Here is a 25,297-nt window from a genome sequence, read left to right as displayed (position 1 = left end):
CCATCCGATCGGCCCTGTGGTGCGTCAGCCGGCCGCCGGGTGCTTGGCCCGGTGGCGGCGGACGGCGTCCCGGTTGGCGCAGCGCGCGGAGCAGTAGCGGCGGCGCCCGGTGCGGGAGGTGTCGGCGAACACCGTGGCGCACTCCTCGACGGCGCACCGGCCCAGCCGCCGCATCCCGCGGCCCACCAGGTGCAGCGCGGTGCCGGTCGCGACCAGCGCGAACAGCAGGTCGCCGAGCGGGAGGTCGTCCTCGCGGTAGTGCAGGTGCCAGCCGTCACCCGCGTGGTCGGTCACCCGGGGGTGGGCGGTGCCGGCGGCGAGCATCCGATTGAGCCGGGCCGCGCGCTCGCGCTCGTCCGGCGCGTCGACCACGGCCTCCCAGGCGTCCAGCAGGGCGTGGGTGCGCGTCAGGTCCGCGGGCGTGCCGGGCCCCTCGATCAGCAGACCGGCCGCGCGGCAGCGGGCCACGAGCTCGCCGGGGCTCTCCGGGCGCCGGTTCGCCAGCGCGGCGGCCAGGTGGACGGCGTCCTCGCCGTAAGGGTTGAGGTGCATTGGACCATGACAGCAGCATGGGTCGGCATGAGTCATCACCCCGCTGCCCCGACGGCCCTCGCGGCCGCTCCGCCCGCGCCCGGCTACCGCTGGGTGATCCTCGGCGCCGCCACCTTCACCCAGGCCGCCGCCTGCTTCTTCGTCCAGGGGATCGGGGCGATGGCCGTCCCGCTGCAGGACGCCCTCGGACTCGATGCGACGCGGCTCGGCCTGCTCCTCTCCGCCTCCCAACTGGCGCCGCTGGTGGGACTGGTGGTGGCCGGTGAGTTGCTGGACCGGTACGGCGAGCGATGGGTCGTCGGCCTCGGGGCCGGGATCGTCGCGGCGGCCCTGCTGGCCGGGAGCCTGGCCCCGGGGTACGGCTCGCTGCTCGCCGTCCTGCTGGTGGTCGGCGCGGGGTACAGCACGATCCAGCCCGGCGGCAGCAAGTCGGTGGCGTCCTGGTTCGAGCCCGGGCAGAGGGGCTTCGCGATGGGCGTCCGGCAGGCCGGGCTGCCGCTGGGCGGGGCGCTCGCGGTGGCCGTCCTGCCGCCGCTCGCCACCGCGTACGGCTGGCGGTCGGCGCTGCTGGCCGGCGGACTGGTCGCGCTGGCGGGGGCCGGCGCGTTCGCCGCGCTCCACCGGCGGCCGCCGACCGGGCCGGCTCTGCCCGGCCCTCGGTCCCCGACGGCGGGTCCACCGCCCGCCGGTCCCGCTGCGGCCGTCGTGGAGCGCCTCCGGCTGCTGCGCGAACCGGCCCTGGTCAGAGCGCTGCTGTCGGGTCTGGCCATGGTGTCGGTGCACAGCGGCCTCGGCGTGCTCGGCGCCCTGTACCTGCACGACGCCACCTCGCTCGGCGCGGGCGCGGCGGGCGCCGTGCTGGTGGTGTCCCAACTGGCGGGCATGCTCGGCCGGATCGGCCTCGCGGCGTGGAGCGACCGCAGCCGCGCCGGCCGCTACCGGCCCGTCCTGACGAGCATGGTGGCGGCCGTGGCCGGCCTGCTCGCACTCGCCACCCCGCTGGGCCACCACCCGGTGGGCGCCGCCGTCCTGTTCACCTGGCTCGGCTTCTTCGGCATCGGCTGGTACGGCCCGTGGGTCGCCCACCTCGCCGAGGCCGCCCCGCCGGGCCGCACCGGTCTGGCCCTCGGCCTGGTGATGGCCGTCAACCAGGTGGCCGTGGTCCTCGCCCCGCCCGCCCTCGGCCTGCTGCGCGACACCACCCGGGACGGCCCGTACGGCGGCTACACCCCCGCCTGGGTGGCCCTCGCCGCCGTCACCGCCCTGACCGCGGCCCTCACCGCCCGGCCGGGCCGGGCGGCGCGGCGGCCGCCCAGTGCGCGAGGGCGGTGAAGTCGGCGGCGGTCAGGCCGGTCCTGGGGTCCACCCGGTGGAGCAGGGCCGGCCCGTCGTGGTGAGCCCGGACCCAGTCCCGGTCCGCCTCGGTGATCAGGTCGTCGACCCAGGCGAACGGACGGCCGCGCGCCCAGCCGACGATGTCGGGCGTCTTCCAGAACACCCCGCCCTCCGGCTGCGGCCGAGGGTCGGACCAGGAGATGACCGGGAGCACGGGCAGGCCCAGCAGGGGCGCGAGGAAGTCATTGGCTTCGTGTTCCCAGGTGGTCGCCCAGACCGGTTCGAACGGCAGGGCGGTGAGCGCCGGCCCGTGGTCGGGGTTGAGCCAGACGCGCAGGGGCTTGGGCGGCTTGTTCGGCAGCCCGTACGCGGTCAGCCGGCGGCGCTCGGCGGCCTCCCAGCGCGGGGTCAGCAGCCGGTGCGTCCCGTAGCCCTCGGGGCGGCGGCAGGGCTTGGCCGCGTACGGGTTCAGCGGTCCGTCGACGTCCAGCAGCAGCAGCGGCCGCACCTGTCCACCCCCTTGGATCGTCCCCGGACCGTACCGGCCGGACGGGCGCCGGTCCAGCGGATTGTCGCGCCGCCCACCGGCGTCGGGGTTTGACGGAGGGCGGGGTGTGCGGTTGTCTGCCGGGCAGGGCCGCGGGGAGGCCGTGAGAGGGGAGGACCGGTGGCGGTGGTGGACGAGGTGCGGACGCTGGTCGGGCGGGGGCGGCGGCTGCTGGACGAGCACGACGCGGCGCCCGATCCGCGCGCCGCCGGCATGGCGCTGTCCGGGGCGCTCACCGCGTTCTCGACGGCGCGCACGCTGCTGGAGGAGGCGGGCCCGGGGGCGCCGGCGGGGGCGCTCGCGGAGGCGCGGTTCCTGGTCGGGCTGACGCTCTCGGTGCGCTACTGGAGGGCCGTCGAGCAGCCGGAGTTCGCCGGGGACGACGGGATCCGCGCCGCCGTGCTGGCCGAACGGGACGACGCCGCAGGGCTGTTGACGCTCACGATGGCCGCGTTCGACCAGGACGCGCCGGAGCGGGTGGAGGCGGCGTTCCGGCTCGGGATGCTGCTGCACGCGCGCTACGAGGACGGGGCGAGCGCCGGTGTCGCGGACCCGGCGGCCCGCGCCGACGACCTGGACCGGGCGATCGAGGCGCTGCGGCTGGCCTGCCCCGTCCCGGTGCCGCCGGGCCCCTGGCACGGTCCGGCCGAAGGGACCGGGGACACCTGCGCCGACGACACCTACGACACGTACGACGCCTACGACGCCTACGACACGTACGACGCCCAGGACCCCGGGGCGCTCGCCAACCTCGGCTGCGCCCTCGCCGACCGCTCCGAGCGCGACGGCGCCCCGCCCGAACGGGTGGCCGCCGACCGCGCCGCCGCCGAGGCCGTCCTGGAGGGCCTGCTCGACCGGCTGAGCCCGGTACCGCCCCACGGCCCCGACGGCGTGCCGTTCCGCCCGGCCCCCGACGCCGAGCCGGGGCCGGCCGAACTCGCCGACCCGATCGAGTCGGCGGTCCGCGAGTGCCTCGTGCGGCTGCTGCTGAACGAGCGGGACGGCGGCCCGGACGCGGAGCGCACCGACCGGGCCGTCGCTCACCTGGAAGCGGTCGCGGCCACCACGGCCGCCGACTCCCCCTACCGGCTGCGCGCCGGACTGCACCTGCTCGACCTCTACTGGGCGCGCGGCGACGGCACGCACATCCGTCCGGACGACGCCGCCCACCGCTTCGCCCGGCTGTGCGACCTGCGCCGGCTGATCCCGCCCGGCGAGCCGTTCGGCGGCACCGTGCGCTGGCTGCTCGGCTGCACCCTCGCCGGCAGGGCCGAGCTCCACCACGGCGGTGTGGGCGCCGAGGTCCACGAGGCGGTCGAGGTGCTGCGCGAGGGCCTGGCCGGCATGGCCGAGGACGACCCGGTCCGGCCGCCCTCGCACGCGGTGCTCGGCACGCTCGTCAACGCGCTGCACCAGCACGACCCGCAGACGTACCGCACCGAGGAAGCCGTCCGGCACCTCACCCTGGCCGTGGACACCATGCAGGAGGAGGACCACGGCGTCCGGCGCGGCGACATCCTCCGCCACCTCGCCGACGCCTCCATCGCGAAGAGCCAGTACTCCGCCGACCGGGCCGAACTCGACCGGGTGATCGGCCTGCTGGACGACGCCGGGGCCCGGCCCACCGGCACCCTGTGGTCGGACGAGCACCTGCACGGCTCGCTGGGGGCGGCGATGAGCAAGCGGTTCGCGCTCACCAACGCCGTCGGCGACCTCGACGCGGCGATCCGCCACCAGCGTGCCGCGTTCCGCCGGGCCGCCCCGGACGACGTCAACCGGGTGGTCTACCTGGAGAACCTCGCCGTCAACCTCTACCAGCGCTTCCGCCTCGCCGGCGACCACCAGGACCTGGAGGCCTCCCGCCGCTACACCGAGGAGGTGATCGCCTACCTCTCGCACTCGGAACACCCGGGCGTGGAAAGGCTGCTGGCCGCCCACCGGCCGATCCTCGAACGGACCAGGCTGATGCTGGAGTTCCAGGAGGCCCTGGCGGCCGGTGACGTCCCGCGGCTGGCCCGGACGGTGACGGCGCTGGAACCACTGGTCGACGCGATGTCCGAGGACGACCCGCTGCGGCAGATGGCGCGCGGGGACCTCGGCTTGGCGATGTTCGTCCACGCGCTCCAGAGCGGGCAGGCGCCGGAGCGGGCGATGGCGGGTGTGGTCCTGATGCTGGACGCGGCGGAACGGACGCCGCCGGGCCACCTGTACAAGAACGTGCTGACCATGCGGGTGGCCGGTGTGGTGAGCCTTCTGGCGATGGGGCCCCCGTTCTCCGAGAGCCGTGCCGAGCAGGCGCTCAAGCACGTCGACCTGCTCATCGCCGCCACCGACCCGGCGAGCATGGAGGGGTCCCGGGCCCACCTGATGCGGGCGATGCTGCTGACGGCGCGCTACGAGCACGCGCGGCGTCCCGAGGACATCGTCGGGGCGCTGGCCTCCGCCGAGGTGGTCCGGGAGCGGATGCGGAACGGGACGCCCACCCAGATGCTGGCGGCGGTGAACTGGATCATCGCCCGGGCCCACCGCCTGCGGCAGGGGCCGGGGGACCGGCGGGCCGGGCGCGAGGCCGGGCTGACCACGCTGCGCCAGACCGCCGCGGCCACCCTGCTCCAGGCGGCGGCCGGCCCGGCCCTGCTGGTGGCCCGGGAGAACGCGGCGCGTGCGCTGACGATCGCCGGTTGGTACCTCACCGACCGGGACGAGGCGCCGGACGACGACGCGCCGGACGACGAGGCGCCGGACGACGAGGCGCCGGGCCACGACACGCCGGGCCACGACACACCGGAGAACGCGGCACCGGAGAACGCGGCACCGCGCGACGCCCCCGGCGGTGAGCGCGAGCCCCACCTGCGGGCCGTCGTCGCGGCCCTGGAACTGGGCCGGGGCCTGGTGCTGCACGCCTCCACCACCACCACCGACGTCCCGGACCTGCTGCGCTCCACCGGCCACCCGGACCTCGCCGACGCCTGGCTGTCCAGCGGCGCCGCGCAGGACGGCCCGGCCCCCGGCGGCCGCGGCCTCGACGCGGTGCTCGGACTGCCCGGCGGCCTGCTCGCCTCCCTGCCCGGCGGCGCCGAGATCCCCGTGCCGGACGACCTGCGCCGCCGCGCCCTCACCGCGCTCGCCGTCTCCCCGGCCGGTGAGGCGCTGATGGCCCCGTCGGCGGTGGCGGAGATCGCCGACGCCCTGGGCGCGGCGGGCGCCGACGCCCTGGTCTACCTGCTGCCGCCCGGCGCCGGGCGCAGCGGCGCGGCGGTGCTGGTCACGCCGGGCGAGGACGGCGCCGGCGACCTCCACCTGCTGCCGCTCACCCTCGTCAGCGTGGACGCCGTCCGCTCCGAGGACCGCGGCCCGCTCGCCGCCTACCGCCGGGCGCACCTCGACCGGCAGGCCACCCTGGAGGCCTGTCCGCCCCGCCACCCGGAGCGGGCCGCTGCCCGGCGCCGCTGGCGCGCCACCCTCGCCGAACTCTGCGACTGGGCCGGCACCACCGTGCTGCGCCCGCTGCTGCGCCACCCCGCCCTGCGCGCGGCCACGCGCCGCGGCCCGGACGCGCTGCCTCGGCTGGTCCTGGTGCCGTTCGGCGAACTCGGCGGCGTCCCCTGGCACGCCGCGCTGCTGAGCAGCGGGCTGCGGGACGGCGGGCGGCCGGTGCGGGCCGTGGAGCGGGCGGTGATCTCGTACGCGGCGTCCGCGCGGCAGTTCTGCGAGGTGGTCCGGCGCCCCCGGCTGCCGCTGGGCGAACGGCCGGTGATCGTCGGTGACCCGACCAGGGAGCTGATGTTCGCCGAGGTGGAGGCCGAGTACCTGCACGCGGACCACTATCCGCACGGCACGCTGCTCGGCTACGTCGAGGACGCCGTGGGGGCGGGCACCCCGGCCGAGGTGCTGGCCGCGCTGCCGGCCCCCGGCCGGGCCGGGGCGTCCGTCCTCCACCTGGCCTGCCACGCGCTGCCGTCCGAGCGCTCGCCGCTGGACGCCTACCTCGGGCTCGCGCCGGACCCGCGCGCCGGGGACCGGCTGGGGCGGCTGCCGGTCGGGGACATCCTGCGCCAGGCCCAGGGCCGCCCGCCGGGCTCTCCGGGCGGGCTGGTCGTCCTCGACGCCTGCGTCAGCGACCACACCGGCGGGGACGTGGACGAGGCGCTCACCCTCTCCAGCGCCTTCCTCGCCGCCGGGGCGACGGGCGTGGTCGGCTCGCGCTGGGAGGTGGTGGACGAGATGGTCTGCGTGCTGATGTACGTCTTCCACGGTCGCCTGGCGGCCGGTGATCCGCCGGTCGAGGCGCTGCGCCGCACCCAGTTGTGGGCGCTCGACCCGGACCGCCGGCTGCCGCCGGGCGCGCCGCCGGAGCTGGTCTCGCTCGCCCGCCGGGACACGGGCGCCCTCGACGTCTGGGCGGCCTTCGCCTACCAGGGCAACTGAGCTCTGTCGGACCGTACATGACGGAGGGTCAGTCGGCGACGGTGGCCCGGCAGGCCTCCGCGTACGCCCGCACCAGCGGCCGGTGCTCGTCCTCCCGCCGCCAGGCCAGGGCGTAGCGGCTGGCGCCGAGGTCCCGCACCGGCCGGGTGGTGACCCCGCCCAGGGTGATCAGCGGGGCGTTGCCGGCCGCCACCAGGCAGATGCCGAGGCCGGCGATCAGGGCCTCGTAGGTCTCTTCGACGCCGGCGACCTCGGCGCCGATGTGCGGCGGGTGCCCGGCCCGGGCGTCCAGGGCCAGCCAGTGGTCGCGCAGTGGTCCCGCGCTCGCGGGCAGGGCGAGGAAGGGCTCGTCGAGCAGGTCCGCGAAGTCGAACCCGTCGCGGGCGGCGAGCGGATGGGTGTCGGGGAGCGCGGCCAGGCGGGGTTCCTCGGCGACCACCGTCCAGCGGAAGCGCTCCGGGCCGGGCAGCGGCAGCCAGACGAAGGCGATGTCCACCGCCCCGTTCGCCAGGCCCGCCGTGGGATCGTCCCAACTGACGTGGCGCAGCCGGGTGGTGGCCTGTGGGTGGGCGGCGGTGAAACGCGAGCGGATGGCCGGGAGCAGTCCGCCGCGGGCCGGGCTGGTGCTCATGCCCACCACCAGGGTGCTGCGCTGCTCGGCCTTGACCGCCTCCACCGCGGCGGCGCCGTCCGCCCAGGCGGCCAGCACCTTGCGCGCGTGCGGCACCAGGGCCTCGCCGGCCGCCGCCAGCGTCACCCCGTGCCGGTCGCGGCGGAACAGCTCGGCGCCCAGCCGCAGTTCCAGCGCGCGGATCTGCTTGCTCAGCGCGGGCTGCGAGACGTAGAGCCGTTCGGCGGCGCGGGTGAAGTGCAGTTCCTCGGCGACCGCGAGGAAGTAGCGGAGGTCGCGGGCGTGGACGTCCAGGGTCATGTCCGTTGGTTATCACCGCGGGTCTTGGACGGGCAACGGGTTCGGGCGGCAGGCTGACCGGTGTCAGGAGAGACGCGTGGGACCGACGGGGAGTCGAGATGACCAAGGTGTGGCTGGTGACCGGTGCGAGCAGCGGTTTCGGACGGGCGATCACCCGGGCGGCCGTCGCCGCCGGTGATGTGGTGGTCGGTGCGGCGCGCGGTCCGGAGGCGCTGGCCGACCTGGTGGCCGCGCATCCCGACCAGGTGGAGGCGCTGCGGCTGGACGTGACCGACCCGGCCGCGATCGGGGCCGCCGTGGCGGACGTGGTGGCCCGGCACGGGCGGGTCGACGTGCTGGTGAACAACGCGGGCCGCACGCACGTCGGCGCCGTCGAGGAGACCACGGACGAGGAGCTGCGGGCCCTGTTCGACGTGCACGTCTTCGGCCCGGCGGCCCTGGTGCGGGCGGTGCTGCCGCACATGCGCGAGCGGCGCTCGGGGGCGATCGTGCAGATGAGCAGCGTGGGCGGGCAGATGTCCTTCGCGGGCTTCGGCGCGTACAGCGGGACGAAGTTCGCGCTGGAGGGCATCTCCGAGGCGCTGGCGGACGAGGTGCGGGAGTTCGGCATCAAGGTGCTGATCGTGGAGCCGGGGGCGTTCCGGACCTCGCTGTTCGAGACCGGCCGGGCCGGGGTCAGCGCGGACAGCGGGGTGTATTCGGCGGTGGGCGGGACCCGGGCCTTCGTCTCCGGCGGGGACGGCTCGCAGGCCGGTGACCCGGACAAGGCGGCGGCGGTGATCCTGGCCGCGCTGGCGGCGGAGCGCACCCCGCTGCGGCTGCCGCTGGGCGAGGACGGGGTGGGCGCGGTCCTCGCCCACCTCGACCAGGTCCGGGAGGACGTCGCCGCCTGGGAGAAGCGGGCCCGGGCCACGGCCTTCGACGCCTGAGCCGCCCGGCACCAGCCACCAGCCACCAGCCACCGCCGCCGTCCCCGCCCCCACCCCGCCCCCACCCCGTCCCCGCCCCCGACTACGTCGTGCGCATGGCGTCGACGGCGGTCATCCGGGCGACGCGGCGGGCGGGGAGGACGGCGGCGGCGAGGCCGGTGAGGACGGTGAGGACGAGCGCGCCGAGGACGGGCAGGACGGGCGGGCCGCCGACGGTGCCGAGCGTCGCGGTCACGGAGCGGGCGGCCGCCCAGCCGTAGCCGATGCCGAGGGCGGTGCCGAGCAGCGCGGTGGCGAGGGAGAGCAGCAGGGCCTCCAGGGTGAGCATCCGGCGCAGCTGGGTGCGGGTCATGCCGATGGCGCGCAGCATGCCGATCTCCCGGGAGCGTTCGCTGATGCTGAGGACCAGCGCGGCGGCGACACCGAGGCCGGCGATGACGACGGAGAAGCCGAGCAGGGCCATCGAGATCAGCATCATCCGGTCGAGCAGCGAGCGCAGGGTCTCGCCCTGGGCGGCGGTGTCCGTGACGGTGAGCCGGTGGCCGGCGAGGGCGCGGTCCACGGCCCGGCGGGCGGTGGGCCGGTCGGTGCCGGGGGCGGGGGTGATCCAGACGGTGGTGGCGGGGGCGCCGGGGGCGATCCGGTCGAGGGTGGCCGGGGTGACGAGCAGGGTGGCGCCGCTCTGGAGGGTGAACGGGAGGGCGCTGCGGCCGGGTTCGACGCGCAGGGTGGCGCCGGGGAGGCCGGCGGGGCCGGCGGGGCCGGCGGGGCCGGCGGGGCCGGCGGGGCCGGCCACGGTGAGGGTGCGGCCGTCGTCGAGCCCGCCGAGGGCGGCGCCGTCGGTCAGGGCGCGGGCGCGGCCGAGGTCCTCGGCGGTGGGGTTGAGCCGGGCGGGGTCGGTGGCGGCGACCACGGTGTCGCGGCCGTCGACGCGGACGGTGGCCGAGCGGACCGGTGTGACGGTCAGTTCGCGCTCCCCGGCGAGCGCCGTGAGCGCCCCGGCGGGCACGGCGCCACCGGCGGCGCCTGTCGCCGAGAACACGCCGGGCTGGCGGGCGGAGACCGCCGGGACCAGCGAGTTCGAGGTGAGGTCCAGGGCGGTGACCGCGCCGACCATCACCGTCACCCCGAGCAGCAGCGCGGAGCCGGTGGCGCCGGTGCGCAGCGGGTTGCGGCGCAGCTGCTGGGTGGCGAGCCGTCCGGCGGTGCCGCCGAGGCGGCGGGCCGGTGCGCCGAGCAGGGCCACGGCGGCGGGCAGCAGCCGGTGGGCGAGCCGCAGGACGCCGAAGAAGCTCGCGATGGCGCCGGTGGTGACGGCGAGCAGGGAGAGCGGCGGGGCGGCGAGCGCGCCCAGCACGACCAGGGCGGCGCCGCCGGTCAGCAGCACCGTCGCCCACACGGCGGCCCGCACCCTTGCGGCGGGGCCCGCCGCCACGCCGTGCCCGGCGCCGTCGAGCGCGGCGATCGGCGGGACGGCGGAGGCGGCCTTGGCGGGGCCCCGGACCGCGAGCAGGGTGAGCAGGACGCCGAACAGCGCGGCGAGCGCGCAGACCAGCGGCGAGGGGGCGAGCGAGAGGCGGACCGGGCCGAGGTCGGCGGCGGCCAGGACGGCCTGCGTGGCGCCGCAGATGCCGAGGCCGAGCAGGACGCCGGCGGCGGAGGCGCCCATGCCGAGCAGCAGGCCCTGGCGGCGGATCAGCCGGCGCACCTGGACGCGGTCGGCGCCGATGCAGCGCAGCAGTGCCAGCTGCCGGGTGCGCTGGGCGAGCACGACGGTGAAGGTGTTGCCGACGACCATCCGGGCGACGGCGAGCGCGATCAGCACGAAGGAGAGCGCGGCGGTCAGCACCACGCCGTAGAGGGTGCCGCTCTCCCGGGTGGCGTCGCGCACCGAGACCTCCCGGGTGTGCACCTCGGGGGCGGGGCCGGTGGCGCCGAGCGCCTCGCGCAGGGCGTCGACGGTGCGGGTGGCGGAGGTGCCGGGGGAGAGGCGGACGTCGAGCCGCTCGGTGACGGGGGCGGCGGCGTAGCGGGTGACGGCGTTCTCCGGGACGCCGATGACGGGGTGTCCGGACAGGCTCGGCGCGCCGCGCCCGTCGAGGGTGCCGGTGAGCCGGGCGGTGGCGGGGGTGCCGTCGGCCCGGGTGAGCCGGACGTCCGCGCCGGGGCGGACGCCGAGACGCTGCGCGGTGGCGTCGTCGAGCAGCACCTCGCCCGGCGCGTCGGGCCACCGTCCGGAGCCGAGGAGCTGCCAGCGCAGGCCGGGGTCGGCGGCGACGGCGCTGACGACCGCATCCTGGTCGAGCGGGCGGCCGGAAGCGTCCAGCAGTCCGCCGCGCCCGGTCAGGCGCGGGGCGAGTGCGGCGACCCCGGGCACCCGGCGGGCCCGGTCGGCGGCGGCGGCGTCCAGCGCGCCGTCGGCGGCCGGGCGGCCGATCTGGATGTCGCCGGGGCCGACCTCGGCGGCGGCGCTCTGGCCGAAGGAGTCGACGAGGGCGCCGCTGCCGCTGACCGAGGCGATGAGGAAGGCCACGCCGAGGGCGATGGCGGCCCCGCTGAGGAGGAGCCGGCGCAGCTGTCCGCGGAGTTCGGCGAGGGTGTGGCGGTAGGTGGTCATCGTTCCCGGTCTGTTGTCGCGCGGCCGCTGTCCGGCCCGTCGTCGCTGCTCACCGGCGGTCTCGACCGGTGACGGTTTCGAGCGTAGGAGGCGGGCGGGAGCCTTCCGTCGGCGCGAGGTCGCGTTCATGATCATTCCGGGGTCGCAGGGCGGGGCCGCGCTCCTCATCCCCGGGAGGTAGGCCGACCCCGAAGGATCCGGTTGCCCGGGGCGTCCCCACTCGTCCCATTGGTCACCGTGGTCCCACCGGCCAAACTGGTCCAGACCATTGACGCTCCGCGCGGAGGCTACCTAGCATGATCGCGCCGCGGCGGCCAAACGGGGGCCCGCCGCCGATCCGCCGAGCGCGCTACTCCCTCCCACCCCACGGGGCGTGCGGCCGGACCATGTCCGAGAGACCGCCTGTCCCGCCGTGAGGCGAGTGCCGAGGAGTGTCATGCCCACGACCACCCAGGAGTTCGCCCACGAGTCCGGCCCGGCCGCCGGGCCCGACCGGCCGTCCGCCCGCACCGACGGGCCCGACCGGCCGACCGCCGTCACCGATGGGTCCGCCGGGCCCGACCGGCCGACCGCCCTGACCATCGGCCAGGAACGGCTCTGGTTCCTCGACCAGCTGGACCCGGGCGACCCCTCCTACAACATCCCCCTCGTGCTGCGCCTGACCGGCGAGCCGTCCACCGAGTCGCTGCGCGCCGCGCTCGACGGCGTGGTGGCCCGGCACGAGGCGCTGCGCACCCGCTTCCCCGCCGAGGACGGCCGGCCCACCGCCGTCGTCGACGCCCCGGCGCCCGTCCCGCTCGACCTCGCCGACCTGCGCGGACGGCCCGCGGACGAGGTGGGCGCCGCCCTCGCCGCACGCGTCAACCGCGGCTTCGACCTCGCCGCCGGACCCCTGCTGCGCGCCGCCCTGCTGCGCACCGGAGAGCAGGAGCACGTGCTCTGCCTGGTGCTGCACCACATCGTCGCCGACGGCTGGAGCCTCGGCCTGCTGCGCACCGAACTCGCCGAGCGCTACGCCGCCCACCGCGCCGGCGGCCCGCAGCCCGACCTGCCCGCCCCGCCCTCCTTCGCCGACCACGCCGCCGCCGAACGCGCCTGGCTGGCCGGGCCCGAGGCCGCCGAGGCGCTCACCTACTGGCGCGACCGGCTCGCCGGCGCACCCGCCCTCGACCTGCCGCTGGACCGGCCCCGGCCCGCCGAACCGAGCAGCGCCGGCGCCTTCCACACCCGGATCCTGCGCGGCCTCGGCCCCGAACTCGACGCCTTCGCCCGGGCCCGCCGGCTCACCCCCTTCATGGTGCTGGCCGCCGCCTACCAGGCCCTGCTGCACCGCTGCACCGGCCAGGACGACTTCTGCGTCGGCGTGCCCACCGCCGCCCGCACCACCGTCGACAGCGAACGGACCGTCGGCTACTTCTCCTCCGCCCTGGTGCTGCGCGCCGACCTCGCCGGCGCGCCCACCTTCGACACCCTGCTGCGCCGGGTGCGCGGCGACTGGCTCGGCGCGCTCGGCCACGGCCGGGTGCCGTTCGAGCAGCTCGCCGAGGACCTTCGCCCCGACCGCGACCCCGCGCGCACCCCGCTCTTCCAGACCCTGCTCACCGTGCACACCCAGAGCGGCGGCGCCCTCGGCGAGCACGCCTTCGCCGACCTGCGCTGCGTCGAGACCGACGGCGGCCACACCGCCGCCAAGTTCGAACTCGCCCTGGACGTCCGCCCCGACGGCGAGGACCTGCACGCCGTCTTCGGCTACCGCACCGACCTGCTCGACGAGGCGTGGACCGTCCGGCTCGGCCGCCGCTTCGAGACCCTGCTGCGCGCCGCGCTCGCCGCCCCGGACACCCCGGTCCACCTGCTGCCGCTGCTCGACGCCGAGGAACTCGCCGAGGCGGCGGCCGGCGCCACCGGGCCCGCGCTGCCCGCCCACCCGGCCACCGTGCTCGAAGCGATCGACCGGGCGGCCGCCGACCGGCCGGACGCCATCGCCGTCGAGGGGCGCGACACCCGCTTCACCCGCGCGGAACTCGCCGCCGCCTCGGGTGCGCTGGCCGCCCGGCTGACGGCCGCCGGGGTGCGCCGCGGCGACCTGGTCGCGTTCTGCCTGCCGCGCGGGCCGCAGGCCGTGGTGGCCATGCTCGCCGCCTGGCGGGCGGGGGCCGGCTACCTGCCGCTGGACCCGGAGTACCCGGCCGCCCGGCTCGCCTTCATGCTGACCGACAGCGGCGCCACCGCCCTGGTCACCGCGGACGGCGCGCCCGTCGACGGACTGCCCGCCGCCGTGCCGGTGCTCCCGGTGCTCCCGGTCCCCGGCGCCGGCGGCACCCCGCCCGCGCACGCCGCCGCCGGGCCCGACGACGCCGCCTACGTCATCTACACCTCCGGCTCCACCGGCACCCCCAAGGGCGTGCTCGTCCCGCACCGCGCGCTCGCCGCCCGGGTCGCCTGGATGCGCGAGGGCTACCGCCTCACCGCCGCCGACCGCGTCCTGCAGTACGCCTCGCTCTCCTTCGACACCTGTGCCGAGGAGGTGTTCCCGGCCCTCGCCGCCGGGGCCACCCTGGTCGTCGCCGAGGCCGGCGCCGCGCTGCCCGACCAGCTCGCCGAACCCGCAGCCGCCGGGCTCACCGTCCTCGACCTGCCCACCCCGTACTGGCACCAGCTGGTCGCCGACCTCGACGCCACGCCCTGGCCGGCGAGCCTGCGGCTGCTGATCCTCGGCGCCGACCAGGTCCGCCCGGAGGCCGTCGCCGCCTGGCGCGCCCGGTTCGGCGACACCGTCCGGCTGGTCAACTCCTACGGGCCCACCGAGACCACCGTCATCGCCACCACCGCCGACCTCGGCGCCGCCGACACCGGCCGCCGTCCGCCGATCGGCCGGCCCATCGGCGCCACCACCGTCGCCGTGCTCGACCGCCACGGCCGCCCGGTGCCGCCCGGCACGCCCGGCGAACTCGTCGTCGGCGGCGCCGGCGTCACCGACGGCTACCTCGGCCGCCCGGGCGCCACCGCCCGCGCCTTCGTGCCCGACCCGGACGGCCCGCCCGGCGCCCGCCGCTACCGCACCGGCGACCTGGTGCGCAGGCGCGCCGACGGCGCCCTGGAGTTCCTCGGCCGGATCGACACCCAGGTCAAGGTGCGCGGCTACCGGGTCGAGCCCGGCGAGGTCGAGTCCGCGCTGCTCGCCCGGCCCGGGGTCGGCCAGGCCGCCGTACTGGCCCGCGAGGACCGGCTGCTGGGCTACGTGGTGCCCGCCGGGCCGGCCGCGCCCGCGCCCGAGGACCTGCGCGCCGCGCTCGCCGCCACCCTGCCCGCCCACCTCGTCCCCAACGCCGTCCTCGTCCTCGACGCGCTGCCGCTCACCCCCAACGGCAAGCTCGACCACCGCGCGCTGCCCGACCCCGACACCCGCCCCGAACTGCGCGCCGCCTACCTCGCCCCGCGCACCGAGGCCGAGGAGCTGGTCGCCGAGGTCTGGCAGGAGGTCCTGGGCCTCGACCGGGTCGGCGTCCACGACGACTTCTTCGACCTCGGCGGCCACTCCCTGCTCGCCACCCGGGTCGTCGCCCGCATCCGCGCCGCGGCCGACCTCGCCGTGCCGCTGCGCACCCTCTTCACCCACCGCACGGTGGCCGCCTTCGCCGACGCCGTCGAAGTCGCCCTGGTCGCCGAACTCGACGCGCTGTCCGACGCCGCCGCCGAGGAACTGCTCGCCGCGCAGGACGCCCTGGAAGGGACCGCAACGCCGTCATGAGCACCGAAACCGCCCCCACCCCGGCCCCTGCCCCCACCCCGGCCGCCGCCGACGCCCCCTCCGGCGCCGTCCCCACCGGCGCCGTCCCCTCCGCCGGGCTCACCGCCGCCAAGCGCGAACTCCTCAGCCGCCGCCTCAGGAACCGCACCGCGCCCCGGCAGACGATCGCCCGCCGCGCCGCCGACGCGCCCGTGCCGCTCTCCTACGCCCAGGAACGGCTCTGGTTCATGGAGCAGTTCGCCCCCGGCACCGCCGCCTACAACATCCCGGTGGTGCGCCGGCTGCGCGGCCCGCTCGACGTCCCCGCCCTGCGCCGCGCCCTGGACGCCTCCCTCGCCCGGCACGAGACCCTGCGCTCGCGCTACCCGGCCACCGACGACGGCCGCCCGCTGCTGGTCGTCGATCCGCCCGGCCCCGCCGACCTCACCCTCGCCGAGGCGGACGGCCCCGCGCACGCCGAACGGCTGGTCGACGAGGCCGCCGCCGTCCCCTTCGACCTGGAGCACGGCCCGCTGCTGCGCGCCCACCTCGTCCGGCTCGCCGCCGACGACCACGTGCTGCTGCTCGTCGTCCACCACAGCGTCAGCGACGGCTGGTCCAGCGAGGTGCTGCTCGGCGAGGTCCTGCGCGGCTACGCCGCCTACGCCGCCGGGCGGCCCGACCCGCTGCCCGCACTCGCCGTCCAGTACGGCGACTTCGCCATCTGGCAGCGCGAACGGCTGAGCGGCGACCGGCTGGCCGCCGAGGTCGCCCACTGGGCGCGCGAACTCGCCGGCGTCGAACCCCTCGAACTCGCCTGCGCCGCGCCGCGCCCGCCGCGCCAGACCTTCGACGGCGCCGGCTACGGCTTCGAGGTCGACCGCCCGCTGCTCGACCGCCTCACCGAGCTCGGCAAGCGCCACGACGCCACCGTCTACATGGTGCTGCTCGCCGCCTTCCAGACCCTGCTGGCCCGGTTCAGCGGCCAGCGCGACTTCGCCGTCGGCTCGCCCATCGCCGGCCGCCCCGAGCCCGAACTCGAACCGCTGGTCGGCATGTTCGTCAATGTGCTGGCGCTTCCCGCCCGGCTGGAGGGCGACCCGACCTTCACCGAGCTGCTGCGCCGCACCCGGGACACCTGCCTGGAGGCCTACGCCCACCAGGAACTGCCCTTCGCCCAGCTGGTCACCGAGCTCAAGGTCCCCCGCGACGTCAGCCGCCCGCCGGTCTTCCAGGCCGTGCTCGCCGTGCAGAACTACGCCGTCCAGCGCGAGACCGCCGCCCCGGACGAACTGCCCGTCGAGGTCGAACCGTTCGGCGTGCGCGCCAGCGGCACCCGGTTCGACCTGGAGCTGTTCCTCCAGGAGTGGCCGCAGGGCCTGCTCGGCTCGTTCAACTACAACACCGACCTCTTCGCCGAGGCTGACATCGCCCGCCTCGGCGAGCACCTCGGCCGGCTGCTGACCGCGATCGCCGACCGCCCCGACGCGCCGCTGTCCGCCCTCGACGACCTCCCCGAGGCCGAACGCGCCTTCGAGGTCGAGCGGTTCAACGACACCGCGACCGAGCGCCCGGCCACCACCCTCACCGCCCTGGTCGCCGAGCAGACCGCCCGCACCCCCGACGCCGTCGCCGTCTCCTTCGAGGACGGGGCCTTTCTGACGTACCGCCAGCTCGACGTGGCCGCCGACCGGATCGCCGTCCGGCTGGCCGCCGAGGGCGTCGGCCCCGGCAGCCTGGTCGCGGTCAGCGCCGAACGCTCGCCCGAACTCGTCGCCGGACTCCTCGGCGTGCTGCGCACCGGCGCCGGCTACACCCCGCTGGAACCGGGCTACCCCGCCGAACGGCTGGCCTTCCTGCTCGCCGACAGCGCCGCCCCCGTCCTGCTCACCCAGCGCCGGCTGCCCGTCCCCGACGGCTGCACCGCCCGCGTCCTGCTGCTCGACGACCCCGCCGAATGGCCCAAGGTCCGTGCCAAGGCCCCGCGCCCCGCAGGGCCGGCCCCCGACGACACCGCCTACCTGATCTACACCTCCGGCTCCACCGGCCGCCCCAAGGGCGTGCCCAACACCCACCGGGCCATCGCCAACCGCCTCCAGTGGATGCAGGACACCTACCGGCTCGGTCCCGGCGACCGCGTCCTGCAGAAGACCCCGGCCGGATTCGACGTCTCCGTCTGGGAGTTCTTCTGGCCGCTGATCACCGGCGCCCGGATCGTGCTCGCCAAGCCCGGCGGCCAGAAGGACGCCGGCTACCTGCGCGACCTGATCGTGCGCGCCGGTGTCACCGTCGCGCACTTCGTGCCCGCCATGCTCACCGTCTTCCTCGCCGAGGACGGCCTGGAGCGCTGCGCGAGCCTGCGCCGGGTGGTGTGCAGCGGCGAGGCCCTGCCGCCCGACACCGCACGGGAGTTCACCACCCGGCTGCCCGACTGCGCGCTCGCCAACCTCTACGGGCCCACCGAGGCCGCCGTCGACGTCTCCTCCTGGGAGTGCGAAGGCCCGCTGCGGACCGTCCCGATCGGCCTGCCGATCGACAACACCCGCCTGTACGTGCTGGATTCCGCCCTGCGACCGGTACCGCCCGGCGCTCCCGGCGAACTCCACATCGGCGGCACCGCGGTCGCCCTCGGCTACCACCGCCGCCCCGGCCTCACCGCCGCCCGGTTCGTCCCCGACCCCTACGGCCCGCCCGGCGCCAGGCTCTACCGCACCGGCGACCTCGCCCGCCGCCGCCCCGACGGCACCCTGGAACACCTCGGCCGGATCGACCAGCAGGTCAAGATCCGCGGCCTGCGGATCGAACCCGGCGAGACCGAGGCCGCCCTGCGCGCCCGGCCGGACATCGCCGACGCCGCCGTCGTCGTGCGCGAGGACCGGCCCGGCGACAAGCGGCTCACCGGCTACCTCGTCCCGGCCCCCGGCACCGAGGAGCCCGACCCGGCCGCCCTGCGTGCCGCCCTCAAGCGCGTCCTCCCCGACCACCAGGTCCCCGCCGCCTTCGCCGTGCTGCCCGCCCTGCCGCTCACCCCCAACGGCAAGCTCGACCGCCGCGCCCTGCCCGCCCCGCAGCTGCGCCGCGACGCCGGCGCCGCCAAGCCCGCCACCGAGGCCGAGCGGGTGCTCGCGGAGATCTGGGCCGAGGTGCTCGGCCTGCCCGAGGTCGGCACCGACGAGGACTTCTTCGACCTCGGCGGCCACTCGCTGCTCGCCACCCAGGTCGTCGCCAAGGCCCGCAAGCGGCTCACCGAGGCCGGCGCCCGCCCGGTCAGCGTGATGGACCTCTTCACCTGCCGCACCGTCCACGACCTCGCCGCCCTCGCCACCCTCGACGAGCAGGACCGGGGCCCGCGCCGGCTGCTGCACCGGCTCACCCGGCCCGTCCCGGCCGAGCGCCGCCGGCTCACCCTGGTCTGCGTCCCCTACGGCGGCGGCAGCGCCGTCGTCTACCAGCCGGTCGCCGACCTGCTGCCCGCCGACACCGAACTGTGGGCCGTCGCGATCCCCGGCCACGACATCGGCGTCACCGAACAGCACCTGCCCTTCGACGAGTTGGCCGAGCAGCTGGCCGCCGAGGTGCGCGAGCGGGTCGAGGGCCCGGTCGTCGTCTACGGCCACTGCGGGGTCGGCACCGCCCTTGCCGTCGCCACCGCCCGGCTGCTGGAGGCCTCCGGCCGGGAGCTCGAAGCCGTCTACGCCGGCGCCCAGTTCCCGTTCGCCAAGCCCCGCAGCAAGGTGCTCACCGCGCTCAGCGGCATCGCCGCCCTGGAGCCGCTGCTCGGCGACCGGGTCTACCTCAACTGGCTCACCGGCATGGGCGTCGACACCTCCGAACTCGACCAGGAACAGGTCCGGTTCATCGTCGGCAACATGCGCCGCGACTCCAAGGCCGCCGAGGCGTACTTCACCCGGGCCATCGAGGAGGTCGCCGCCGGAGCGCCCCGGCTGCGCGCCCCGCTGGTCTCGCTGGTCGGCGACCACGACCCGGCCGCCGACTTCTACCAGGAGCGGTACCGCGAATGGCTGCTGCTCGCCGAGCGCTCCGCCGTCGCGGTGCTCGACCAGGGCGGGCACTTCTTCGTCAAGTACCGGGCGGCGGAGGTCGTCGAGGCCGTCACCACCGTGCACCGCGCCGTCCTCGCCGGGCGGACCGACACCCTGCCGGCGCGCGGACCGGACAGCTCCTGGTGGTACCACGGCGAGACCGGCGCACCCGACGCCCCCGAGGAGGAGGCGGTCGCCGGGCCCGCCGCAGCGGAGGACGGCCCGCAGCCCAGCATGGGCCGCTTCCTGGCCGTCGCCGCAGGCCAGTTGGTCTCGATCACCGGCTCGGCGCTCACCGAGTTCGCGCTGCCGATCTGGATCCTGCTGGAGACCGGCTCGATGGCCCGCTACGCGCTCTACGCCGTCATCGCCATGCTGCCGGGCATCGTCGTCGGCCCGGTGGCCGGCGCCCTGGTCGACCGGCTCGACCGGCGCAAGGTGATGCTCGCCGGGGACGTCGCCGCCGGGGCCACCCAGGCCGCCATGCTCGCGCTGCTGCTCGCGGGGCAGTTGCACTCCTGGCAGGTCTACGTGCTGCTCGGCGTGCTCTCCGTCGCGCTCACCTTCCAACGCCTCGCCTACGCCTCCGCGGTGCCCCAGATCGTCCCCAAGCAGTACCTCGGCCACGCCAACGGTGTCGTGCAACTGGCTTTCGGAACAGCACAGTTCGTCGTCCCGCTGGTCGCGGTCGCGCTGCTCGCCGCGATCGGCCTGCGCGGCATCCTGATCATCGACGTGGTCAGCTACACGATCGCCGTCGCCATCCTGCTGGCGGTGCGCTTCCCGCGCACCCTGCCGTGGACCAGGCGCGAACCGCTGGTGGAGGAGATCAAGCAGGGCTTCGGCTACTCCTGGCGCCAGCGCGGCTTCCGCTCCATGCTGCTCTGGTTCGCCGGGCTGAACGTCTTCCTCTCCCCGCTGTTCCTGCTCACCACCCCGATGGTGCTCGCCTTCTCCGACCTGGACGGCGCCGCCCGGGTCGCCGTCGCCGGTGGCGCCGGGGCCCTGCTCGGCGGCATCGCCATGGGCTTCTGGGGCGGACCGCGCCGTCACCGGCTGCGCGGCATGCTCGGCCTCGCCGCCGTCCTCGCCCTGGCCGGCGCCGTCACCGGCCTGCACGCCGGACTCTGGGTGATCGCCGCCGGCGCGTTCGGGATGTCCTTCGCGCTCTCCCTGGTCAACGGCGTCTACTCGACGATCGTCCAGGTCAAGGTGCCGCAGCGGTTCCACGGCCGGGTCTTCGCGCTGAACACCCTGGTCGCCTGGTCCACCCTGCCGCTCGGCCACGGCGTCATCGCCCCGCTCGGCTCGGCCGTGTTCGGCCCGCTGATGGAACCGGACGGCGCGCTCGCGCCGGTCTTCGGCCCGCTGATCGGCACCGGCCCCGGGCGCGGCATCGCGCTGATGTACGTGCTGTTCGGGCTCGCCATGCTCGTCCTGGTCGCCGTCGGCCTGCGGCTGCCCTCGCTCGCCCGCTTCGACCGCGAGGTGCCGGACGCCGAACCGGACGACCTGGTCGGCCTGCGCGAGCGCGCCCGGGCCGCCGCCGCCCGCCGGTCCTCGGACGCCGCCCGGGAGGCCGTGTGAACCGCGCCGTCCCCACCAGCCTGCCCCAGCTGCTTGCCCACCGGGCGGCCGCCCACCCCGAGCGGACCGCCGTCGTCAACGGCACCGACCGGCTCGGCTTCGGCGCCTGGCAGGCCCGCTCCGGGGCCCTCGCCGCCGCCCTGCTCGCCGCCGGACTGCGGCCCGGCGACCGGGTCGCACTGCGCCACGGCACCGCCGACTGGGCGGCCTACGCCGTCGCCCACCTCGCCGTACTGCGGGCCGGCGGCGTCGCCGTCCCGCTCTCCGACCGGCTCGCCCCCGCCGTCACCGCCCACGCCCTCGCCGACTCGGGCGCGGCGCTGCTGCTGCACACCGGCGACGCCCCGGACCTCGCCGGGGTGCGCCCGCTCACCGAGGCCGACGCCGCCGGCCACCCCGCCGAGCCGGAGCTGCCGCCCGTCGACCCGGGCGCGCCGGCCCAGATCCTCTACACCTCTGGCACCACCGGCACCCCCAAGGGCGTCACCGCCACCCACGCCAACCTGGCGTACGGCTGCACCCTCGACGAACGCCGCCGCCCGCTGCGGCACTCGCAGGCCTTCCTGCACGCCTTCCCGGTCGGCACCAACGCCGGGCAGACCATGCTGGTCAACGCGCTCAACGCGCACGCCACCTGCGTCGCCGCCCCGCAGTTCACCCCGCTGCGGTTCGTCCGGCTGATCGCCGAACACGGCATCGGCAGCGTCTTCCTGGTCCCCGCCATGGCGATCGAACTGCTCGCCTCGGCGGCCCTGGCCAAGGCCGACCTCGGCGGCGTCCGGCTGGTCGGCTCCACGGCCGCCGCGCTGCCCCAGCCGGTCGCCCTGGCGCTCAGCCGGGCCTTCCCGCGCGCCCAGATCGCCAACTACTACACCTCCACCGAGGCCGCGCCCGCCCAGATCACCCTGCTGTTCGACCCGGAGCACCCCGACTCGCCCGGCCAGCCCGCCTCGCTCGCCGACCTGCGGATCACCGACGCCGACGGCCGCCCGCTGCCGCCCGGCGAGGCGGGCGAGCTGTGGCTGCGCTCGCCCACCGCGCCGCGCGGCTACCTCGGCGAGCGCGACCGGGCGGTGTTCCAGGGCGCGTGGGTGCGGATGGGCGACCTCGGCCGGATCGACGCCGACGGCTTCCTGCACCTGCTCGACCGGGAGAAGGACGTCGTCAAGTCCGGTGCCCACAAGGTTTCCACGCTCCAGGTCGAGAACGCCCTGCACGCCCATCCGCTGATCGCCGACGCCGCCGCGTTCGGCGTCCCGCACCCCGTGCTCGGCGCGGTGGTCGCCGCCGTCGTGGTGCCCGCGCCCGGCACCGAACCGCCGACCGCCGCCGCGCTGCGGACCTTCCTGCTCGGCCACCTCGCCGCGCACGAACTGCCGGCCACCGTGCTGTTCCGCGAGGCGCTGCCGCGCAACGAGGGCGGCAAGGTGCTCAAGCGCGAGCTCCGCCGGCTGGTGACCGGCGACGACCCCGTTCTGCCCACCACCGCCGGCGAGACCCCCACCACCAGCGAGGCCATCCGATGACCACCTCCCTCAGCCCCGCCCAGCACGGCATCTGGCTCACCGAGCAGACCCTCGACGCCGGCGCCGCCTACCACCTCACCGTCACGGTGGAGTTCACCGGACCGCTGGACGCCGGGGCCCTCGCCGCGTCCTGCGCCCGGCTCGTACGGCGCCACCCCGTGCTGGCCGGGCGGATCGATCCCGACGGCCCCGCTCCGGTGTTCGGGCCCGCGCCCGCGCCGGCGCTGCGGACCGTCGAGTGCCCCGCCGAGGACCTCGACAAGCTGCTCGCCGACGAGAGCGCGGCCCGCTTCGACCTCACGGCCGGGCCGCTCGCCCGGTTCACCCTGTACCGGACCGGCGCCGAGCGGCACGTGCTGCTGGTCACCGCGCACCACCTGGCCTTCGACGGCGAGTCCAAGGACCGGCTGGTCGCCGACCTCGCCGCCGCCCACCGGGGCGAGGCGCTCGTTCCGGCGGACCCCTCCCCGGCGGACCCTTCCCCGGCGGACCCTTCCGCGGCGGCTTCCTCCCCGGCGGCCGGGGAGCCGTCGCCCGCCCCGGCCACCGCCCACTGGGCCGAGCGGTGGCGCGAGCCGGGCCTGCCGCTGCTGCCCGGGCTGCGGACCGTCAGCGACCCGGGCGCCGCCCCCGGCACCCTGCCCGGCCCCGGAGAGCGGACCGGGTTCCGGATCGACGGCGCCCGGCACGCCGCGCTCGTCGCGGCCGCCGAACGGCTGGGCGTCACCCGCTTCGAACTGCTCACCGCCGCCTGGCACGCGCTGCTGCTGCGCTACGGCAACCCGGCGCCCGCCACCGCCGTCGAGCTGTCCGTCCGGCGTCCCGGCGAGCCGGTCGCCGTCGGGCTGGCCGTCAACGAACTCCCGCTGTTCACCGCGCCGTCGGCGCAGTCGCCGTTCGCCGCGTTCGCTTCTGCGGTGCGCGCCGAGCTGCGGGCGCTCTACCCGCACCGGGACGTCCCGCTCGGGCGCGCCGTCCGCGGCCTCACCCCGCGCACCGCCCTCACCCCGCTCTCCGTCAGCTACCGCCGCCGCCCCTCCGGCACGCCGGAGCCCGACTTCGGGCCCGGGCTCGCCGCCACCGTCCGCTGGACCGGCTTCGCGGGTACCGCCCGCAACCTCGTCAACCTCCAATTCGTCGACGGTGACGATGCGTTGGACGTCAGCCTGCAGTACCGGACGGAGGCCTTCGAGCCCGGCGCCCCCGAGCGGATCGCCGGCCACTTCGTCACCCTGCTGGAGGGCGCCCTCGCCGAGCCCGCCACCCCGGTCGGCCGCCTGCCGCTGCTCGGCGCCAATGAACGGGACGCCCAACTCGCCGCGCCCGCAGCGGAATCCGGACTGCTCGGGGCGACCGTGCCCGCGTTGTTCGCCGCCCGCGCGGCCGCCACCCCGGAGGCCGTCGCCCTGGTCGCCGACGGCACCGCGTACCGCTACCGCGAGCTGGCCCGGCTGGTCGCGCACGCCGCCGCCGCGCTCACCCGGCACGGCGCCGGGCCGGGCACCCCGGTCGGCATCGCCCTGCCGCGCGGGAAGGACCAACTCGTGGCTGTGCTGGGCGCCTTGGCGGCCGGGGCGGCCTACCTCCCGCTCGACCCGGAGTATCCCGCCGAGCGGCTCGCCTTCCTGCGCGCGGACTCCGGCCTCGCGCTGCGGATCACCCGGGAGCCGTCCGCGCCGGGCGACCTCGCGCCGGAGGACCTGGCGCCCACGGTGGCGGACGCGGACCTGCCCGCCGGACCGTCGCCGGACCACCCCGCGTACGTGCTCTACACCTCCGGTTCCACCGGCACCCCCAAGGGCGTCGAGGTGCCGCACGGCGCGCTCGCCAACCTCCTCGGCAGCCTGCGCGACCACCTCGGCGCCCGACCCGAGGACCGCTGGCTCGGCCTGACCTCGCTCTCCTTCGACATCTCCACCGTCGAACTGCTGCTGCCGCTGATCACCGGCGGCCGCGTCGTGCTCGCCCCGGAGGGCGCCCACCGGGACGGGGCCGCGCTGCTCGACCTCATCGCCCGGGAGGGCGTCAGCCACGTCCAGGCCACGCCCAGCGGCTGGCGGGTCCTGCTGGAGGCCGGCCTCGCGGGGACCGGTGGCGGCCTGACCGCGCTCACCGGGGGCGAGGCCCTGCCCGCCCCGCTCGCCGCCGACCTCGCCGCCGCCACCGCCCGGCTGGTCAACGTCTACGGCCCGACCGAGACCACCGTCTGGTCCACCCTCGCCGAACCCGTCGCCCCCGACGGCCGGGTGAGCATCGGCGAGCCGCTCGCCAACACCCGCGCCTACGTCCTCGACGAGCACCTGCAGCCCGTCCCGTACGGGCTGCCCGGTGAGCTGTACCTCGGCGGCGCGGGCGTCGCGCACGGCTACCGGGGGCGCCCCGGGCTGACCGCCCGCCGCTTCCTGCCCGACCCGTACGGCCCGCCCGGTGCCCGGATCTACCGCACCGGGGACCTCGTGCGGCGCCACCCCGGTGGCGGCCTGGAGTTCGCGGGCCGCGCCGACAGCCAGGTCAAGCTGCGCGGCCACCGCATCGAACTCGGCGAGATCGAGGCCCGGCTGGCGGAGCACCCCGCCGTCGCCCAGGCCGCCGCCACCCTGTACGGACCGGACGGGGACCGCCGCCTCGCCGCGTACGTCGTCCCCGCCGGGGCGGCGCCCGGCTCCGAGGAACTGCGCACCCACCTCGCGGCCACCCTGCCGGCCGCCGTCCTGCCGGGGGCCTACACCGTCCTCGACGCCTTCCCGCTCACGCCCAACGGCAAGCTGGACCGCGCCGCGCTGCCCGAACCGGCCGTCGAGCGCGCCGAGCCGGACCCGGCGCGGGAGGAGGGCGGACTCGACGCGACCGCCGCCGCCGTGCTCGCCATCTGGCGAGAGGTGCTGCGGCTGGACGACCTCGGCCCGGACGAGGACTTCTTCGACCTCGGCGGCCACTCGCTGCTGATCACCGCGATCGCCGCCAGGATCCGCCAACAGCTCGGCGTGGCCGTTCCGTTGGACGTCTTCTTCGACACCCCCACCGTGCGCGGCGTCGCCGCCGCCGTCACCGACCTGCGTCAGGAGTGAGCCC

11 protein-coding genes are annotated in these 25,297 nt (G+C 76.9%); 7 read left to right on the top strand and 4 right to left on the bottom strand.

Features of this window, described 5'->3' with window-relative positions; translation table 11 throughout:
* Nucleotides 1-24 precede the first annotated feature (24 nt).
* Entirely contained in the window at nucleotides 25-552 is a 528-nt protein-coding gene (locus ACFVVL_RS00470; RefSeq protein WP_380294579.1) for a CGNR zinc finger domain-containing protein, read from the bottom strand.
* Between the two features lie 27 nt (nucleotides 553-579).
* Here ACFVVL_RS00470 and ACFVVL_RS00465 point away from each other — a divergent pair, with 27 nt between their 5' ends.
* Nucleotides 580-1,884: an MFS transporter gene (locus ACFVVL_RS00465; protein WP_387670204.1), complete on the top strand. Its 1,305-nt coding sequence runs from the start codon at nucleotides 580-582 to the stop codon at nucleotides 1,882-1,884.
* Here ACFVVL_RS00465 and ACFVVL_RS00460 read toward each other — a convergent pair.
* Complete coding sequence (locus ACFVVL_RS00460; protein ID WP_387670623.1) at nucleotides 1,829-2,386, bottom strand: hypothetical protein; 558 nt, start codon at nucleotides 2,384-2,386, stop codon at nucleotides 1,829-1,831. The two genes, ACFVVL_RS00465 and ACFVVL_RS00460, sit on opposite strands and share 56 nt — an antisense overlap.
* Before the next feature lie 168 nt (nucleotides 2,387-2,554).
* Here ACFVVL_RS00460 and ACFVVL_RS00455 point away from each other — a divergent pair, with 168 nt between their 5' ends.
* Nucleotides 2,555-6,862 carry a CHAT domain-containing protein gene (locus tag ACFVVL_RS00455; protein ID WP_387670202.1) on the top strand — a complete coding sequence of 1,436 codons (4,308 nt, stop codon included), beginning with the start codon at nucleotides 2,555-2,557 and terminating at the stop codon, nucleotides 6,860-6,862.
* A gap of 28 nt (nucleotides 6,863-6,890) precedes the next feature.
* Here ACFVVL_RS00455 and ACFVVL_RS00450 read toward each other — a convergent pair whose 3' ends face one another.
* Nucleotides 6,891-7,793, bottom strand: a complete 903-nt coding sequence (locus ACFVVL_RS00450; protein WP_387670200.1) for a LysR family transcriptional regulator — start codon at nucleotides 7,791-7,793, stop codon at nucleotides 6,891-6,893.
* A gap of 98 nt (nucleotides 7,794-7,891) precedes the next feature.
* Between ACFVVL_RS00450 and ACFVVL_RS00445 the strand changes: the two genes are divergently transcribed.
* Nucleotides 7,892-8,722 carry an oxidoreductase gene (locus ACFVVL_RS00445; protein WP_387670198.1) on the top strand — a complete coding sequence of 277 codons (831 nt, stop codon included), beginning with the start codon at nucleotides 7,892-7,894 and terminating at the stop codon, nucleotides 8,720-8,722.
* 82 nt (nucleotides 8,723-8,804) lie between these two features.
* On the opposite strand, the gene ACFVVL_RS00440 is transcribed toward ACFVVL_RS00445, so the two are convergent.
* A complete protein-coding gene (locus ACFVVL_RS00440; protein ID WP_387670196.1) occupies nucleotides 8,805-11,339 on the bottom strand; it encodes an ABC transporter permease in 2,535 nt (844 codons plus the stop codon).
* A 436-nt stretch (nucleotides 11,340-11,775) separates the two neighbouring features.
* Between ACFVVL_RS00440 and ACFVVL_RS00435 the strand changes: the two genes are divergently transcribed.
* The 4 genes from ACFVVL_RS00435 to ACFVVL_RS00420 are packed head-to-tail and all read left to right on the top strand — an operon-like array spanning nucleotide 11,776 to nucleotide 25,293.
* Complete coding sequence (locus tag ACFVVL_RS00435; protein WP_387670194.1) at nucleotides 11,776-15,090, top strand: amino acid adenylation domain-containing protein; 3,315 nt, start codon at nucleotides 11,776-11,778, stop codon at nucleotides 15,088-15,090.
* Entirely contained in the window at nucleotides 15,087-20,699 is a 5,613-nt protein-coding gene (locus ACFVVL_RS00430; protein ID WP_387670192.1) for an amino acid adenylation domain-containing protein, read from the top strand. The genes ACFVVL_RS00435 and ACFVVL_RS00430 overlap by 4 nt, the downstream gene beginning before the upstream one ends.
* A complete protein-coding gene (locus tag ACFVVL_RS00425; RefSeq protein WP_387670189.1) occupies nucleotides 20,696-22,225 on the top strand; it encodes a class I adenylate-forming enzyme family protein in 1,530 nt (509 codons plus the stop codon). Before ACFVVL_RS00430 ends, ACFVVL_RS00425 begins: the two co-directional genes overlap by 4 nt.
* Entirely contained in the window at nucleotides 22,222-25,293 is a 3,072-nt protein-coding gene (locus ACFVVL_RS00420; RefSeq protein WP_387670187.1) for an amino acid adenylation domain-containing protein, read from the top strand. The genes ACFVVL_RS00425 and ACFVVL_RS00420 overlap by 4 nt, the downstream gene beginning before the upstream one ends.
* Nucleotides 25,294-25,297 lie beyond the last annotated feature (4 nt).

It is taken from the genome of Kitasatospora sp. NPDC058115, from assembly GCF_042884635.1.
Taxonomy (GTDB): Bacteria; Actinomycetota; Actinomycetes; order Streptomycetales; family Streptomycetaceae; genus Kitasatospora.
Note: the sequence above shows the minus strand (reverse complement) of the source record. Positions and strands in the feature narration are given on the sequence as shown.

Excerpts from the sequence above, each read along its gene's own strand:
- ACFVVL_RS00470 (WP_380294579.1), bottom strand. The coding sequence starts at position 552 with ATGCACCTCAACCCTTACGGCGAGGACGCCGTCCACCTGGCCGCCGCG.
- ACFVVL_RS00465 (WP_387670204.1), top strand. The coding sequence starts at position 580 with ATGAGTCATCACCCCGCTGCCCCGACGGCCCTCGCGGCCGCTCCGCCC.
- ACFVVL_RS00450 (WP_387670200.1), bottom strand. The coding sequence starts at position 7,793 with ATGACCCTGGACGTCCACGCCCGCGACCTCCGCTACTTCCTCGCGGTC.
- ACFVVL_RS00445 (WP_387670198.1), top strand. The coding sequence starts at position 7,892 with ATGACCAAGGTGTGGCTGGTGACCGGTGCGAGCAGCGGTTTCGGACGG.
- ACFVVL_RS00440 (WP_387670196.1), bottom strand. The coding sequence starts at position 11,339 with ATGACCACCTACCGCCACACCCTCGCCGAACTCCGCGGACAGCTGCGC.
- ACFVVL_RS00435 (WP_387670194.1), top strand. The coding sequence starts at position 11,776 with ATGCCCACGACCACCCAGGAGTTCGCCCACGAGTCCGGCCCGGCCGCC.
- ACFVVL_RS00430 (WP_387670192.1), top strand. The coding sequence starts at position 15,087 with ATGAGCACCGAAACCGCCCCCACCCCGGCCCCTGCCCCCACCCCGGCC.
- ACFVVL_RS00420 (WP_387670187.1), top strand. The coding sequence starts at position 22,222 with ATGACCACCTCCCTCAGCCCCGCCCAGCACGGCATCTGGCTCACCGAG.